This window comes from Kitasatospora sp. NPDC001683, assembly GCF_053596495.1.
In genome coordinates this window covers 20,908-36,234 of sequence record NZ_JBSFGK010000026.1, presented here as the reverse complement: position 1 = coordinate 36,234, position 15,327 = coordinate 20,908, and the positions used below count along the sequence as shown (strand labels likewise).

Genomic DNA, 15,327 nt, shown 5'->3' with positions numbered 1-15,327 from the left:
ACGTCCTTCACTCTCCGCCCAGCGGGTGTGCCTTGGGATCAGTCACATGACGGTCAACCCGGCCCGCACATGTTTGGGTCATCCTTGCGTCGCACCGGTGTCCGCGCACGTGTGAGACCGCGGCCACCCACTCCAAGTTGTTCGGGCCGGGGGGAGGTTGGGTGTTCCGGATGACCCCGCAGGACGGGGGTACCCGGGTCGACGTTCAGCTGACCAGGACGCCGAGCACCCTGAAGGGAAAGCTCCTGGCGTCGCTGCTCCCCGCCGCGCACGCTCACTGTCCCGCCGGGAAGTCGGCGGCGGCGCTCGCCCCGGCCTACCTGCGCAAGGTCCTCGCCCAAGCGGCTGGCGATCTCCTCCCGCCGCGGGATCGACGGCGCCCTCGCCGATCGATGAGCGCCGTCGCCCGCCGGTACCGTCACCGTCAGGTTCGGGGCCCTGCCGCCGGTCGGCCCAGCCGCCCGTCGACCAGCTCCAGGCGCCGCTCCACCTTGATCGCGTCAAGGAACCGCGCGTCGTGGCTGATCACGACGAAGGCTCCTTCGTAGGCGTTCAAAGCGTTCTCCAACTGCCCGACGCTCACCAGGTCCAGGTTGTTGGTCGGCTCGTCCAGCAACAGCAGATGGGGGGCCGGCTCGGCGTAGAGGACGCACGCCAGCGTCGCACGGAGCCGCTCGCCGCCCGACAGCACGCGTACCGGCAGGTGGATCCGCGGGCCGCGGAACAGGAACCGCGCCAGGATGTTCAGCCGCCGGGCGTCCGGCAGCGACGGCGCGAAGGATGCGAGGTTCTCCGCCACCGTCCGGTCGTCGTCCAGCAGATCCAGCCGTTGCGACAGGTACGCGATGCGGCCGTCGGCGCGCCGGATGGTTCCGGAGTCGGGCTCGAGGTCGCCGTGAACGAGCCGCAGCAAAGTCGACTTGCCGACCCCGTTCGCCCCCGAGAGCGCGATGCGCTCGGGCCCGCGGATGGCCAGATCGATGCCCTCGCCCGCGAATACCTCCGTGTCGCCGAGGAGTTTGCGCAGGTGCTCCCCCTCGAACAGGGTGCGCCCGGCAGGCACCCGCGTGTCCGGGAGCTCCAGCGCGATGCCCTGCTCGGTGCGCACCGCGCGCGCCGCCTCGTCGGCGCGTTCCTTCGCCTCGCTGACCCGGGCGGCGTGCATCGTCCGGGCGGTGCCCGCGCTCTTCTCGGCGGAGCGCTTCAGACCACCGGCGACGATCCGCGCCAGCCCGGCGTCCTTGAGGTTGCGTTGCGCGTTCCCGGCCCGGCGTTCGGCTCGCTCCCGAGCTTGCTGCATCTCCCGCTTCTCGCGCTTGACCAGCAGCTCCGCAGTGCGGAGGTTGCGTTCGGCGGCCTCCTGCTCGACGGCCACGGTGTGTTGGTACGCGCTGAAGTTCCCGCCGTAGAAGCGCATTTCGCCTCGGTCCAATTCGGCGATGCGGTCCATGTGGTCCAGCAGTTCGCGGTCATGGCTGACGACCAGGACGCAGCGCCGCAGACCGTCCAGCACCTCGTGGAGCCGGTGCCGGGCCGCGCGGTCGAGGTTGTTGGTCGGCTCGTCCAGCAGTAGGACGTCGGGGCGCTTCAGCAGCAGTGCGGCCAGGCCGAGCCCGACGATCTGGCCCCCGCTGAGCCGGTCGAGCCGGTCGCGCAACGTGACGTGGCCGAGGCCGAGCCGCTCGAGTTCGGTTCGCGCCCGGTCCTCCACGTCCCAGTCGTCGCCGACGACGGTGAAGTGCTGCTCGGCGGTGTCGCCGGACTCGATCGCGTCCAGGGCCGCGATGACGTCGGCGACGCCGAGCACCTCGGCGACCGTCCGGTCGGCCGTCAGCGGCAGATCCTGCGGCAGGTAGCCCAGCACACCCGCCACCGCGATCGAGCCGGTGGTGGCGGTGAGACGGCCTGCGATCAGCCGCAGCAGCGTGGACTTGCCGGCCCCGTTGGGTGCGACCAGGCCGACTCGCTCGGCTTCGAGGCTGAAGGTGAGGTCCCGGAAGACCGGGGTGTCGTCCGGCCAGGCGAACGACAGGTCGGAGACGACGATGGGGGAGTGTGACATGACTGTGCCCTAGGAAAGCCCTGCGGAGCGACGCGCTCGATCACAGGTGAGGTGAAAGGGAGGACGAAGCGGCGCCGAGCAGCGGATCGTCGATCAGAACGCGCTCGGGTGCCCGGACATCTCAGTGCGTGATGTCGTCGTCGCTCAGCATGTCGAAACTCCTTCATAGGGGCGCCTGCAACGCTAACACGCTGCCTTGAGCAGGCACCGGATTTTTTCGAGGTGGGGTGCGCCGGGAGGGCGGAGGGTGGGGACGGGGGAACCGCCCTCCGCCCTCCCGGCGTTCGGGGGCCGCTGGTCGGCGGCGGGATGGTGAGGAGTTGTCAGCGGGTGGCGCGGGCGGCCTTCTCGATGACGCCGGCCACCAGGTCGGGGTGGGACACCGCGACGGAGTGGGACGCGGCCACCTCGGTGGTGTGGGCGTGGGCGCGCTCGGCCATGAACCGCTGGGCGGCGGCCGGGATGTTGAGGTCCTCGGTGGTGACGATGTCCCAGCTGGGTACGGTCTGCCAGGCGGCGGTGGTGGCCTTCTCCGTCAGCGCGGCCTGGGCGATCGGCCGCTGCGACGCGGCCGCCAGCGCGGCCCGGTCGGCCGGGACGTCGGCGGCGAACTGGGCTCGGAACTTGTCCTGCTCGATGTACAGGTCGGTGCCGGTGCTGCCGTCGGCGTTGGTGAACGGCACCGGGTCCAGCGTGCCGGGCAGGGTGGAGCCGGGGAACTGGTTGGTCAGCTGCAGCGCGGACTCGCCGGGCGCGGGCAGGAACGCGGCGACGTAGACGAGGGCCTTGACCCGCGGCTCACCGACGGCGGCCTCGCTGATGACCGAACCGCCGTAGGAGTGGCCGACCAGGACGACCGGGCCCTTGATGTGGTCGACGAGGCTGCGCAGCGCGGCGGCGTCGGAGGCCGGGCCACGCAGCGGGTTGGCGGCCGCGACGACCGGGTAGCCGTCATGGCGCAGCTTGGCGATCACGCCGTCCCAACTGGAGCCGTCGGCGAACGCGCCGTGCTCCAGGACGACGGTCGGCTTCGGGCCGCGGTCGGCCGCCGCCGAGTCGCTCGCCGCGTCAGCGGTGCCGGTGAAGGCGAGGGCGCCGATCGCCACGGTGGCGCCGACCGCAGCGGCCATTCCCGTGATGAACCGCCGCTTGCGACCGTTCTCAATGCTCGACATGGGTCACGCTCCTGAGATGAGGACAACTGGACTTGGTGGCCTTCACTGTCGCCCGCGGCTCGTCCCGGCGGCATCGGTCATGTGACTTCAACCTTCTACGTGTTCGGGCGCCACGCACCGGGTTCACGACCCTCCGTCAGCTGACTGATGTGCCCGAGGCGGTGTGCCGACGACAGTGATGGCGCCGTCCCCGGATGGCGACGAGAGATCATGAATCGACGGCTTCTGCCGCTCGCGGCGGCCGGTGTCATCTATGCGCCGGTGAGCGTGCGGACCCACATCGGATCACCAGTCCCCGGCGGTAGGAGTACACGACCGAGCTGAACGGGGCCGCGAAGCCCGAGCTTGCCGGGAAGGCAGGACGCGGATGCCTTGACGGTCTCCTGGCCGCCTACCCCCATGCTGCGATGGCCGTGGGGCGGCCGGAGCGACGCCTGCGGCTCACGGTCGCGGATCGGTTTGCCCTGCTCAGTCAGTCGGTCGGAGTCAAGTCGCTTCAGGAGGCCGTCGCGGGAACGAGGTTGTCGAGTCCCTGTGCACTGCCCGTCGCGGCCCTGATCGAGCGCGGCAGCATGATGCTCTCGTAGGCGCGGACGGCCTCGTCGACGCTGGATTCGGTGACCAGTGCGTGGGCGAGGTCGGCGCCGTCGAGCATGGCGAGGTTGGCGCCCAGCCCGACGGGTGGCATCAGGTGCGCGGCGTCGCCGAGCAGCGTGACGCCGGGAACGTGTTCCCAGGTGTGCGGGGCGGGCAGGACGAACAGGGGCCGGTGGATGAACCCGTGGTCGCTGTTGCGCAGGAGGTAGTGCAGGCTCTCGTCCCAGTCGTCGAACAAGCTCAACAGATGTGTCCGCACGGCCTGCTGGTCGCCGAGGTCGATACCGGCGGCCTCATGCCAGTCCTTGGGCGCGCGGAGGGCGATGTAGGCGCGGATGTGGCCGTTGCTGTTGCGCTGGGCGACCAGGGTCCTGCCGGCGCCCTTCGCCAGCATCGATCCGTTGCCGACCAGCCGCGCGAGGTCGGGATGGCGGGTGTCGCAGTGGTCGAATCCGGTCTCGACGAAGGTGACACCGGTGTAGTCGGGTACGGCGGGTGACAGAGCCGGGCGCACGCGTGACCAGGCGCCGTCGGCGCCGACCACCAGGTCGAAGTCCTCGGCGGTGCCGTCACCGAAGAGCAGCCGGCAGGTGCCGTCCGCCAGCGGGGTGACGCTGGTGACGGTGCTTTCCCAGCGAACCGTGCCCTCGGTGAGCGAGTCCAGGAGCAGACCCCGCAGCTGGCCTCGGTCGATCTCCGGCCGGCCGCCGCCGGCGGCCGGCCCCTGCCGCGCCAGGAGGGCGGCGGTTGAGAAGTCGAGCACGCGCCACTCGTCTCCTTCGGGGCGGGCGAGGGCGTGGAATCGGTCGAGGAGCCCCGCCGTACCGAGGGCGGCCTGGCCGGTGTCGGGATGCATGTCGAGGGAGCCGCCCTGCGGGCGGGAATCGGCGGATGCCTCGCGCTCGAAGACGGTGACGGAGCGGCCGTGTTGCTGGAGGACTCGGGCGCAGGTGAGGCCGCCGAGGCCGGCGCCGACGATCGCGATGCGGGGATCACGAGCAGAGTTCACGGAAGTGTCCCTCGGGAGGTGGGTCAGCCGCCGGGAGATCCGGCACCACCAAGAAACCACACTCGCTCAATAAGTGCAATGACTACACTTTCACAGTGACTGCACTTCGAGGTACGGTGGGCGAGTGACCGAACCGACCGGGCGCCGCGAGCGCAAGAAGGCCCAGACCCGCCAGTCCCTGGCCGACGCCGCACTCGAACTCTTCCTCGAACGCGGCTACGACCAGGTCGGCGTCAAAGACGTCGCCGACCACGCCGACGTCTCAGTCACCACCCTCTTCAAACACTTCTCCGGCAAGGAAGCCCTGGTCTTCGACCAGGACGACGAACTGGAAGCAGAACTCGTCGCCGCGGTGCGCGAACGCCCCCCGGGCCAGTCGATCCCGCAGGCGCTGCGCGAGCACCTCCTGCTGAAGCAGACTCAGCTCGCCGTCCATGCCACCGACCCGCGGTTCGCCGACTTCACGCGTCTGGTGCAGGAGACCCCCGCGCTGCGCGACTACGCCCACCGCATGTGGACGCGCCACGAAGCGGCCCTGGCCAGGGCCGTCGCCGAGGCGGTGGGTGCGCCCGAGGACGACGTCAGCTGCGCCGCCCTGGCCCGTTTCGCTCTTGAGGCCCGCAGTCTCATCCTGGGGCACGCCGAACCGCGCCGAGCCGCCGACGAGGCCTTCGCGCTGCTCGAACACGGCTGGGCAGCCTCCCATCCGAGCAACTGACCGGGCTGCCAGGCGCCCCGCTGTGCGCGGTGGCGGTGCGCGCCGCTCGGGACCCTCGGTGAGGCCCTCCGCGAGACGTTCGAATGGGGGGAAGGATGCAGCGCAGACACGGGGTCCACGTGATCATGGAGTCTCTACGCTCAGTGATCACGAAGGACGGCCGTGCTCGCGCTGCCGTCTCGACGCTGGGCCCCCGGGGAGCGTCGGCGGGAGCTACGGGACTTCGTGGTACAGCGCGTACCACTCGGCGGGGCGGGGTGTGCGGGAGGACGGGGTGCATGGATCAACTCGGCGCCGCGCTGCGGGCGTGGCGGGACCGGCTGGACCCCGTGACGGTGGGCTTCGCACACGGCTCACCCCGTCGGGTCCCCGGTCTGCGACGCACGGAGCTGGCGACGCTGGCCGGCATCTCGGTCGAGTACGTGGTCCGGCTGGAGCAGGGACGGGTGGCGACACCCCAGAACGAGGGGTGGCGCGAGCTCCAGCCGGGGAACTGCTTGCCGATCCGGGCATCGCAGCGCACCAGGCCGGTCGCACGGTGGCCGCGGTGAGCACGGAGACGCCCTCGGAGTGGACGGTCGCGAAGACCGGCGCCGCCGAGTCACCGACCGGATCGGGCAGCCGTTGCTGGACGGCTACGGCAGCAGCACCGGGCTGACCGTGTTGCCTCCGATCGGCTGCGGGCGCCCGATCGACGGCTTGACGCTGCGGGTGCTGGACGATGCCGACAGGCCGGTCACCCGGGACCGTGGGCGTCCCGACGGCTCTGTCGACGTCACTTCACGAGTTGCGGGTACAGCGTCTCGATGTCCGCTGCGAGGCCGGCCTTGACCGCGTGAAGGACGGGCAGCTCCGGGGCCGTTCGCCTGTCCGGCGAAGAATCATGCAACTGTTCGGAACTTCCGGGAGTCCCGGTCCGACTCATGTGCCGGGTGTCGTCGCCGACGGTGCCCGATACAGGAGGAGGACGGAGCATGCGGCCCATGAGGTGCCGGTCGGATCGGCCGAGATCCGCCGGCAAGGGGTGTGCGCGGTGAGCGCGACGACGGGTCGGGAGGCTCCGCAGACGGTCACGGACCGCTGGAGCCTGGTCGCGGTCGCGGGGATGCTGTCGTTCGTGGCGATGCTCGACATGAACATCGTCAACATCGCACTCGCGGACATCGGCACCGGCTTCCACATATCCGCGCAGACCGCCCAGTGGGTGGTCCTGGGATACCAACTCCCTCTGGTGGCGCTGCTCCTGCCGGCCGGACGCTGGCTGGACGCGGTCGGCACCCGCCCCGCGCTGCTGACCGCCGTCGCCGGGTTCGCGCTGGGCAGCACCGCTGCCGCCGCGGCGCCCTGGGCCGGTGCGCTGATCGCGGCCCGGGTGGTCCAAGGGTCCTTCGGCGCCGTGCTGTTCGTTCTGATGCCGGTGCTGGCGATGCGTTCGGTGCGGCCGGAACTGCGGGGCCGGGCGATGAGCGTGCCGGCGACCCTGGGGCCGCTCGGCGCGGTCACGGGCCCGGCCCTGGGCGGACTGCTGCTCGACCACCTGGGCTGGCGGGCGATCTTCCTCGTCAAGCTGCCGGTCTGCCTGGCGGCCTGGCTCCTCGCCCGCCGTCACCTGCCCCGGGGCGGTGCCCTGGTCAAGCCGGCCCGGACGGAGCTGACTGACGCGGCACTCATCGGCGGGGCCGTCTGCGCGGTCCTCCTCGGACTCACCTTCACGGCGGACGCTCCGGCCTGGCTGCTGCTGGCAGTCCCGGCCGTACCGCTGACCGCGCTGTGGCTGCGGCGCGCGGGCGGACAGCCCGTCAGGTCGGTGCTGCGGGCGAACCGGACGGCAGGCCTGAACGCCGCGGTGCTGGCCATCGCCGGGGCCTTCGCCGTCATGCACTACCTCCTCGCCCTGCACCTGCAACGGGACGAGGCCGCCAGCGCCACCGCGACCGGCCTGACCATCCTGTGCTTCCCGCTCGCCATGGGGATCGGCGGGCCCTTCGGTGGACGGCTGGCGGACCGCTTCGGCGCCCGGCCGACCGCGACCGTCGGGGCTATGCTCACCGCACTGGGCTTCCTGCTGCTCGTGCCGCTCGGCGACACCTGGAGCCTGCCGGACATCGCCTGGCGCCTCGCCCTCGCCGGAGCCGGCATGGGCCTGTACGGCGGTCCGACCCAGGCCATGGTGATGACCTCCGCCACCCCGGCGACGGTGGCCACCGCCGCTTCCACCGTCCAGCTCGCCCGCAGCCTCGGCTTCACCCTCGGCCCGGCCCTCGCCACCGCCACGTGGAGCCTCGGCGGCTCCGGTACGGGTGGCCTGCACCTCGGCCTCGGCGTCGCCGCGGCCTGCGCCTGCCTCGCCGTCCCGCTGCTGGCACTGCACGGCCGCTCGACCGTCGCCAGGGCGGCCTGAGTCCACGCCACCGCCCACTCACGCTTCGACCGTTCTCACTTCTGGAGCCGCGCATGTGCGGAATCACCGGCTGGGTGTCCTTCCACCAGGACGTCCGGCACCGCGCCCCCGTCATCGAGGCGATGACCGCGACCATGGCCCTGCGCGGGCCCGACGCCGGGGGTGTCTGGACCGGCGCCCACGCCGCGCTCGGCCACCGGCGGCTCGCCGTGATCGACATCGAGGGCGGCGCCCAGCCCATGGCCGACCGCCCCGAGCTGCCGCAGGTGGTGCTCACCTACAGCGGCGAGGTCTACAACCACCACGAGCTGCGCGAGCGGCTCCGAAGCAGGGGCCACCGGTTCGAGACGCGTAGCGACACCGAGGTGGTGCTGCGCGCCTACCTGGAGTGGGGCGACGCCCTGGTCGACCACCTGGAGGGCATGTACGCCTTCGCCGTCTGGGACGAACACCAGCAGCGACTGCTGCTCGTCCGCGACCGGCTCGGCGTCAAGCCGCTCTTCTGGGCGGCCGTCGACGGCGGCCTGGCCTTCGGCTCCGAGCCCAAGGCCCTGTTCGCCCACCCCGAACTCACCCCCACCGTGGACGCCGACGGTCTGCGCGAGGCCTACGGCCTGCTGTTCAACACCGGCCCCACCGTCTGGGCCGGCGTCCGCGAGGTCCACCCCGGCGCACTGCTCGTCCTCGACCGCGACGGCATCCGCGAGCGCCGCTACTGGGACCTGACCGCACGTGCGCACACCGACGATCTGGAGACCACGAAGGAGCGGGTCGGCGAGCTGGTCGAGTGCGCCGCCAGATCGCAGCTGGAGGCGGACGTCCCGCTGTGCAGCCTGCTCTCCGGCGGCCTCGACTCCACCGTCGTCACCGCCCTCATCAACGACGAACTCCGGCTCAGGGAAGGCCCGCAGGCCAGGCTCCGCTCCTACGCCGTCGACTACAGCGACCAGGCCGAGCAGTTCACCGGCGACGTCCTGCGCACCGGCCACGACACGCCCTTCGCCACCGAGGCCGGCGCCTTCATCGGCACGGACCACGCCACCGTGATCCTCGACCCGCACGCCCTGCTCGACCCGGAGTACCGCCGGGCCGTCGTCGTCTCCCGGGACTCACCGATCGGCGTCGGCGACATGGACACCTCGCTCTACCTGCTGTTCGGCGAGATCCGCAGGCACTCCACGGTCGCCCTGTCCGGCGAGGCAGCCGACGAGGTCTTCGGCGGCTACCCATGGTTCCACAACCCCAAGGCGCTCGCCGCGCAGGCCTTCCCCTGGCTGCTCGTCACCGGCGACGACGCCGCCATGCCGATCAACCCCGAGCTCGCCGCCCACCTGCGCATCGGCGAGTTCCGCAACGACACCTACCGCAGCGCGCTCGCCGCGGTCCCGCACCTGGACGACGAGACGCCCGAAGAGCACCGGCAGCGCGAACTGCAGCACCTCTCGCTGACCCGCTGGCTGCGCCAGCTGCTGCACCGCAAGGACCGCCTCTCGATGGCCCAGGGCCTGGAGGTCCGGGTGCCTTACTGCGACCACCGGCTCGTCGAGTACGCCTTCAACACCCCCTGGGCGATGAAGAACCACGACGACCGCGAGAAGAGCCTGCTGCGCGACGTCGGCCGGGGCATCGCCCCCGACTCGGTGCTATGGCGGCCGAAGAACCACTACCCGGCCACGCACCACCCCGCCTACAACCGCGGCCTCCAGCGGCTGGCCCGCGAGGCGTTGGACGCGCCGCACGTACGGGACATCGCCGACGAGACGGTCATCGAGGCCGCCCTCGACACCCCCGCCGAGCAACTCCAGTGGGGCCACCGGCTCCGCCTGGAACGCGTCGTCGACCTCGCGCTGTGGCTCGACCACCACCGCCCCGCCCTGGCCCTGTGACCATCCCACCCGCCACCCAGAGGAACCGGCATGACCACCCCTGACCATACCGAGGGCCGCTGCCCCGTCACCGGCGCCGCCGCCGGTGAGCCGATCCCGCTCTACGGCTCCGCCTACAAGACCGACCCGTACGACCTCTACCGCCGCATGCGCGACGCCGGGCCCGTCCACAAGGTCCGCTTCCCCTCCGGCATCGCCGCCTGGCTGGTCACCGGCTACGACGCCGCCCACCAGGCGCTCAACGACCCCCGCCTCGGCAAGAACCACGGGCTCGGCAACGACGACTGGCGCGCCCTGGCCTCGATCATGCCCGAGCCCCAGCACTCCCAGCTCCAGGCGCACCTGCTGCACCAGGACCCGCCGGAGCACACCCGGATGCGCCGCCTCGTCCTGGACGCCTTCGCCCCGCGCCGGGTGGAGTCGCTGCGCCCGCGCTTCCAGGAGCTCGCCGACGCCCTCGTGGACGAGCTGCCCGCCGAGGGCGGCGCCGACCTGGTGCAGGGCTTCGCCGCGCACTACCCGTTCCGGGTCCTGGCGGAGGTCATCGGCCTCCCGGCCGAGCTGGCCGCCAGTTTCGACCGGGACTGGGGCAAGGTCGTCCAGCCGGTCGGCCCGCAGGACCCGGGCCGGCCCGCCTACGAGGCCCGGCTGTTCGGCCTGCAGACGTACATCGCCGAGGTCGTCGCCCACAAGCGCGGGCACTGGGACGACGATCTCCTCTCCCGCCTGGTCGTCGCCAAGGACCGCAGGGAGCTGACCCAGGAGGAACTCGACTCGATGATCTTCCAGCTCCTGGTCGCCGGCCAGGAGCCCGTCACCAACCAGATCACCACCATGCTGATCACCCTGCTCCGCCACCCCGACCAGCTGGAGCGGCTGCGCGACGACCCCGCCCTGATGCCCCGGGCGATCGAGGAACTCCTGCGCTACGACAGCGCGTTCGAGCTCACCACCTGGCGGTTCTTCGCCGAGGACAGCGACCTGCACGGCACCCGCATCCCGGCCGGCGACTCCGTCATCGTCTCGCTGTGCGCGGCCAACCGCGACGGCAAGCAGTTCCCGAACGCCGACACGCTCGACCTGGAACGCAGCCCGAACTCCCACCTGGCCTTCGGGCACGGCATCCACTTCTGCCCAGGGGCCGCCCTCGCCCGCGCCGAGCTCCAGATCGCCCTCGCCACCCTGCTGGCCCGCCTGCCCGGCCTGCGGCCCGCCGGCTCCCTCGACGACCTCACCTGGATCCCGGCCGTGCTCGCCCGCGGCGTCAACCGGCTCCCGGTCGCCTACGACAAGCGCACCTGACCGACCCGGCCACCGCCGGTCGACCCACCCCGCCCGACCAGGGCGGCCCGGCACCCGCCTCCCGTCGGGACGAGCGGCGCCGGGCCGCCGTCCCGCCATGCCCTCACGGAGGAGACGCATGCCCACCGAATCCGTCACGGGCAGTTTCAGACCCGTCCGACAGACCTGCGCCGCCGTCCTGGAACTGCTGCTGCCCCACCGCCGTGCCACCGACACCGCGGTCCCGGCCGACGTCGACGACTTCCCCGAACAGCTGCGGCAGCTGGCCGAGTTCGTCGAGGCGGGAGACCGGATCGTCTTCACCCTGCCGGGCTTCCCGTGCAAGTCGCCCAGCCCCGCCAAGGTCCTCGGACACCTCCCCGACGAGGGCGAACGCCTCTCCCTCACCTTCCTCGAGGACCTCTGCCGGGCGGTCGGCGAGGTGTACGAGCCGGGCGCCCGGATGGAGATCTGCTCCGACGGGCACGTCTTCGGCGACCTGATCCGGGTGCCGGACCCGCACATCGACGCCTACTCCGACGAACTCGCCGCCCTGATCCGCCGCGAGGGCCTGACCCGCCTGTCCGTCTTCGACCTGCGCGACGTGCTCGGCGACCTGCCGTACGACGAGAAGCGCGCCCGGGTGCACGACGAGTACGCGCCCACCGTCGAGGAACTGCGCGCCGAGGTGAGACGCGACGAGCACACCCTCGCGCTCTACCGGGGCATCACCCGCTTCCTCACCGAGGACACCGTGGACTTCACCGGCACCAGGTCCGCCCTCCAGCGCGAGTGCCGCCGGCGCGCCTACGGGGTCATCCAGCGCAGCCGCGCGTGGGGCGACCTCATCGCCGAGCACCACCCCCGCACCGTCCGCCTGTCCATCCACCCCCAGCCGCGCGGCGCCGCCAAGTTCGGCATCCGTCTGCTCGACGCCACCGACGCCTGGACCACCCCCTGGCACTCCACCGTCCTGCACCGCGCCGACGGCAGCTGGCAGTTGATGCGCCGGGCCGACGCCGAGCAGCAGGGCACCCTGGTGCTGCGTGACGGTCGGCCGAGCCACTTCGAGGAGTCCTGAGCCCTGCCGGCCGACACACCACGCCCCCTCGCTCCCATCGGGAACCAGGGGGCGGTCCGGCGGTCCTACACCGAGGCAGTCGGCTCCCCGGCGGTGGTCCCGCCGGCGGTCACGGGGCGGCCTGCCGGTGGTCGAAGGCGATCAGCGGATCACCGGTCAGCGGATGTTCCACCACCGCGGCCCGCACGCCGAACACCTTCGCCAGCAGCTCGGGCGTCAGCACCTCCCGTGGCGTGCCGGAGGCCACCAGAACGCCCTCGTGCAGGACGTGCAGCCGGTCGCAGAGCGAGGCCGCGGCGTTCAGGTCGTGCAGCGAGATCAGCGTGGTGCGGCGCTGCTCGCGCAGCAGGGCCAGCAGCTCCACCTGGTGCTGGACGTCGAGGTGGTTGGTCGGCTCGTCCAGCACCAGTACGTCCGGCTGCTGGGCGAACGCCCGTGCCAGCAGCACCCGTTGCCGTTCTCCGCCGGACAGCTGCGCGAACCGGCGGTCCGCGTGGGCCCCGAGGCCGACCCGCTCCAGTGCCTCGGCGACGGCGGCCCGGTCCCACTCGTCGTCCCCGGCGAAGGCCCGCTTGTAGGGGGTGCGGCCCATCGCCACGACCTCGCGGACGGTGAACTCGAAGTCCGAGCCGCGCTCCTGGGGCAGGGCCGCGATGTGCCGGGCGGCCTCGGCCGGGGCCAGCGAGCGCACGTCCCGCGAGGCCAGCAGGACCCGCCCCGCGTTCGGACTCAGGTGCCGGTAGACGGTGCGCAGCAGGGTGGACTTGCCGCTGCCGTTCGGCCCGACCAGGCCGGCGATCTCGCCCTCGGCGGCGATCAGGCCGACGTCGGAGAGCACGTCGCGCCCACCGAGGGCGACGGACAGTTCCTCGATGGCGATCCTCATCCGCGCTCCAGCCGTCGGTCGAGCAGGTACAGCAGGACGGGTGCGCCGATGACGGCGGTGACGACGCCGATCGGCAGCTCCTGCGTGTCCAGGGCAGTGCGGGCGACGGTGTCCACCACGACCAGCAGGACGGCACCGGTCAGGGCGGACAGCGGCAGCAGCCGGCGGTGGTCGCCGCCCACGACGAGCCGGCACACGTGCGGCACCAGCAGGCCGACGAAGCCGATCGCGCCGGAGACCGCGACCAGGACCCCGGTCAGCAGGCTGGTGACGGCGAACAGCTCGCGGCGCAGCCGGGCGGTGTCGACGCCGAGGCCGGCGGCGGTCTCGTCGCCCATCAGCAGGGCGTTGAGGTGCCGGGCCCGTGCCTGGAGGACCAGCCAGCCCAGGACGACGGCGGCGGCGGGCACGGCGAGCTGGTCCCAGGTCGCGGCGCCGAGGCTGCCCATCAGCCAGAACAGCACGCCCCGCGTCTGCTGCTCGTCCCCGGCCTGGAGGACGAGGAAGCTGGTGAACCCGGAGAGGAACTGCCCGATGGCCACCCCGGCCAGCACCAGGCGCATCGGGGCGAAGCCGCCGCCGCGCCGGGCGATCGCCCACACCAGGGCGAAGGCGGCCAGCGCGCCCGCGAACGCGGCGGCCGAGACGCCGAACCCGAAGGCGAAGCCGGTGCCCGCGCCGAGGACGATGACGGCGACGGCGCCCAGCGACGCGCCGGAGGAGATGCCCAGCAGGTACGGATCGGCCAGCGGATTGCGCACCAGTGCCTGCACGGCGGTGCCGACCAGGCCCAGCCCGGCGCCGACGAGTGCCGCGAGCAGGGCACGGGGTACGCGCAGCTGCCAGACGATCAGATCCCGGGTGCCGGCCTCGGGCGCCGTCCCGGTGATCCGGTGCTCCACCACGGTCCAGACCTCCCGGACCGGGATGTCCACGGAACCGAACGAGACCGCCAGCGTGAGGGCGACGACCAGCGTGGTGACGAGAGCGGACGCGACGAGGCCGGCCCGCGCGGTGCGCGCGGGCCGGCGGACGGGCGCCGCGGCGGGTGCGGCCGTCACTACTGGGCGTCCTTGACGAGGTCCGGGAAGAGGGTGTGGGCGATCTGCTGGACGGTGTCGGCGTTGCGGGTGCCGGCGATGGTGGTCACCTCCGAGCCGATGCGGACGAAGTGCCCCTCCTGGACGGCCTTGAGGCCCTTGGTGGCGGGGAACTCGCGCAGGAACTTCTCCGCGTCGCCGAACGCCTTCTTGTTCTCGGCCTCGCTGCCGCGGTTGCGGACGCCGAGCTGGATCCAGTCCGGGTTCTTGGCGACGACGTCCTCCCACGAGACGGGCTTGAAGTCGCCGTCGCAGTCGCCGAACACGTTGCGGGCACCGGCGAGGGTGATCACGGCGTTGCCGACCTGCCGGTTGCAGACCGCCATCGGCTGCTTGGTGCCGGCGTCGAAGTCGAAGAAGAAGTAGCCGGGGCGCTGGTCCGCCGCCACACCGGCCAGCGCGGTCTTCACCGACCCGACCTTCTTCTCCATGTCCGCGACCAGCGCATCCGCCTTGGCCGAGGTGCCGGTGACCTGGCCCAGGCTCCTGATGTCGCCCTCGACGCCGGAGAGCTCCTGCTGCGGGGCCTTGGCCATCGCCGCGCAGGCGGTGGAGTGCAGGAACACCCGCTTGATCCCGGCGGCCCGGTACTCCTGGTCGGTCGGCGTGGTGCCCATCCCGCCGCCCATGCCGCCCATGGCGGCGAAGGTCTCCACGTACAGGTCGGCGCCCGAGCCGAGCAGCTTCTCCTTGGGGATCACCATGTCCCCGAGCACCGGCACCTTGGCGCCGGCGTCGGCGATGTCGGCCGGCAGCGCGCCCTTGCCGGGCGGGAAGCCCGTCCCGGTCACCCGGTCACCCGCGCCGAGCCGCAGCAGCATCTCCAGGCCGGACGCGTTGCTGGTGACGATCTTCTTCGGCGCCGAGTCGAACACCGTCTCCTTCCCGGCGCAGTCCGTGACCTTGACCGGGAACGCCGCCGCGGCCGACGGCGCCCCGGCAGCGGGTGCGGACGTGGCCGCCGCTCCCGCGTCGCCGGTCTTGGCACCTCCGCCACTGCCGCATCCCGTCACGAGGACGGCGACGGCGGCGGCCATGCCGCACAACACACGAGAACGCATGGAACTCTCCTGGGAAGATCCGGGTGCAGGGGCCGACGGTTGAGGCCCGGCACTGGTAGTCGGACGCGAC

At 72.2% G+C, this 15,327-nt stretch carries 12 protein-coding genes; 6 read left to right on the top strand and 6 right to left on the bottom strand.

What is annotated here, in order from left to right; genetic code table 11:
* Positions 1-424: 424 nt before the first annotated feature.
* The 3 genes from ACWCYO_RS16450 to ACWCYO_RS16440 all read right to left on the bottom strand — a co-directional run bounded on the left by ACWCYO_RS16450 (position 425) and on the right by ACWCYO_RS16440 (position 4,843).
* Positions 425-2,062 (bottom strand): ABC-F family ATP-binding cassette domain-containing protein, encoded by a 1,638-nt coding sequence (locus ACWCYO_RS16450; protein WP_270142797.1) that lies wholly within the window; start codon positions 2,060-2,062, stop codon positions 425-427.
* A gap of 323 nt (positions 2,063-2,385) precedes the next feature.
* Positions 2,386-3,237 carry an alpha/beta fold hydrolase gene (locus ACWCYO_RS16445; protein ID WP_449784588.1) on the bottom strand — a complete coding sequence of 284 codons (852 nt, stop codon included), beginning with the start codon at positions 3,235-3,237 and terminating at the stop codon, positions 2,386-2,388.
* 496 nt (positions 3,238-3,733) lie between these two features.
* Positions 3,734-4,843: an FAD-dependent oxidoreductase gene (locus tag ACWCYO_RS16440; protein WP_270142793.1), complete on the bottom strand. Its 1,110-nt coding sequence runs from the start codon at positions 4,841-4,843 to the stop codon at positions 3,734-3,736.
* A gap of 124 nt (positions 4,844-4,967) precedes the next feature.
* On the opposite strand from ACWCYO_RS16440, the gene ACWCYO_RS16435 reads away from it, so the two are divergent.
* The 6 genes from ACWCYO_RS16435 to ACWCYO_RS16410 all read left to right on the top strand — a co-directional run bounded on the left by ACWCYO_RS16435 (position 4,968) and on the right by ACWCYO_RS16410 (position 12,210).
* Positions 4,968-5,561 (top strand): TetR/AcrR family transcriptional regulator, encoded by a 594-nt coding sequence (locus tag ACWCYO_RS16435; protein WP_270142791.1) that lies wholly within the window; start codon positions 4,968-4,970, stop codon positions 5,559-5,561.
* Between the two features lie 278 nt (positions 5,562-5,839).
* Positions 5,840-6,112 carry a helix-turn-helix domain-containing protein gene (locus ACWCYO_RS16430; protein ID WP_449784587.1) on the top strand — a complete coding sequence of 91 codons (273 nt, stop codon included), beginning with the start codon at positions 5,840-5,842 and terminating at the stop codon, positions 6,110-6,112.
* 482 nt (positions 6,113-6,594) lie between these two features.
* On the top strand, positions 6,595-7,962 hold the full coding sequence (locus ACWCYO_RS16425) for an MFS transporter (protein ID WP_449784586.1): 1,368 nt from the start codon (positions 6,595-6,597) through the stop codon (positions 7,960-7,962).
* Positions 7,963-8,015: 53 nt separating this feature from the next.
* Positions 8,016-9,848, top strand: a complete 1,833-nt coding sequence (gene asnB / locus ACWCYO_RS16420) for an asparagine synthase (glutamine-hydrolyzing) (RefSeq protein WP_449784585.1) — start codon at positions 8,016-8,018, stop codon at positions 9,846-9,848.
* Between the two features lie 30 nt (positions 9,849-9,878).
* Positions 9,879-11,150, top strand: coding sequence for a cytochrome P450 family protein (locus ACWCYO_RS16415; protein ID WP_449784584.1), 1,272 nt, complete (start codon positions 9,879-9,881; stop codon positions 11,148-11,150).
* 118 nt (positions 11,151-11,268) lie between these two features.
* Positions 11,269-12,210, top strand: a complete 942-nt coding sequence (locus ACWCYO_RS16410) for an L-tyrosine/L-tryptophan isonitrile synthase family protein (RefSeq protein WP_449784583.1) — start codon at positions 11,269-11,271, stop codon at positions 12,208-12,210.
* A gap of 109 nt (positions 12,211-12,319) precedes the next feature.
* Here ACWCYO_RS16410 and ACWCYO_RS16405 read toward each other — a convergent pair whose 3' ends face one another.
* Genes ACWCYO_RS16405 through ACWCYO_RS16395 form a run of 3 tightly spaced genes read right to left on the bottom strand, consistent with a single transcriptional unit; the run spans position 12,320 to position 15,257 of the window.
* Complete coding sequence (locus ACWCYO_RS16405; protein ID WP_449784582.1) at positions 12,320-13,096, bottom strand: ABC transporter ATP-binding protein; 777 nt, start codon at positions 13,094-13,096, stop codon at positions 12,320-12,322.
* Positions 13,093-14,157 (bottom strand): FecCD family ABC transporter permease, encoded by a 1,065-nt coding sequence (locus ACWCYO_RS16400; protein ID WP_449784581.1) that lies wholly within the window; start codon positions 14,155-14,157, stop codon positions 13,093-13,095. The genes ACWCYO_RS16405 and ACWCYO_RS16400 overlap by 4 nt, the downstream gene beginning before the upstream one ends.
* Positions 14,157-15,257, bottom strand: a complete 1,101-nt coding sequence (locus tag ACWCYO_RS16395; protein ID WP_449784580.1) for an ABC transporter substrate-binding protein — start codon at positions 15,255-15,257, stop codon at positions 14,157-14,159. The genes ACWCYO_RS16400 and ACWCYO_RS16395 overlap by 1 nt, the downstream gene beginning before the upstream one ends.
* Positions 15,258-15,327: the final 70 nt, after the last annotated feature.

Bases quoted from the DNA above. Each gene is read 5' to 3' on its own strand.
- ACWCYO_RS16410 (WP_449784583.1), top strand. From the start codon at position 11,269: ATGCCCACCGAATCCGTCACGGGCAGTTTCAGACCCGTCCGACAGACC.
- ACWCYO_RS16445 (WP_449784588.1), bottom strand. From the start codon at position 3,237: ATGTCGAGCATTGAGAACGGTCGCAAGCGGCGGTTCATCACGGGAATG.
- ACWCYO_RS16450 (WP_270142797.1), bottom strand. From the start codon at position 2,062: ATGTCACACTCCCCCATCGTCGTCTCCGACCTGTCGTTCGCCTGGCCG.
- ACWCYO_RS16395 (WP_449784580.1), bottom strand. From the start codon at position 15,257: ATGCGTTCTCGTGTGTTGTGCGGCATGGCCGCCGCCGTCGCCGTCCTC.
- ACWCYO_RS16415 (WP_449784584.1), top strand. From the start codon at position 9,879: ATGACCACCCCTGACCATACCGAGGGCCGCTGCCCCGTCACCGGCGCC.
- ACWCYO_RS16430 (WP_449784587.1), top strand. From the start codon at position 5,840: ATGGATCAACTCGGCGCCGCGCTGCGGGCGTGGCGGGACCGGCTGGAC.
- asnB (WP_449784585.1), top strand. From the start codon at position 8,016: ATGTGCGGAATCACCGGCTGGGTGTCCTTCCACCAGGACGTCCGGCAC.
- ACWCYO_RS16405 (WP_449784582.1), bottom strand. From the start codon at position 13,096: ATGAGGATCGCCATCGAGGAACTGTCCGTCGCCCTCGGTGGGCGCGAC.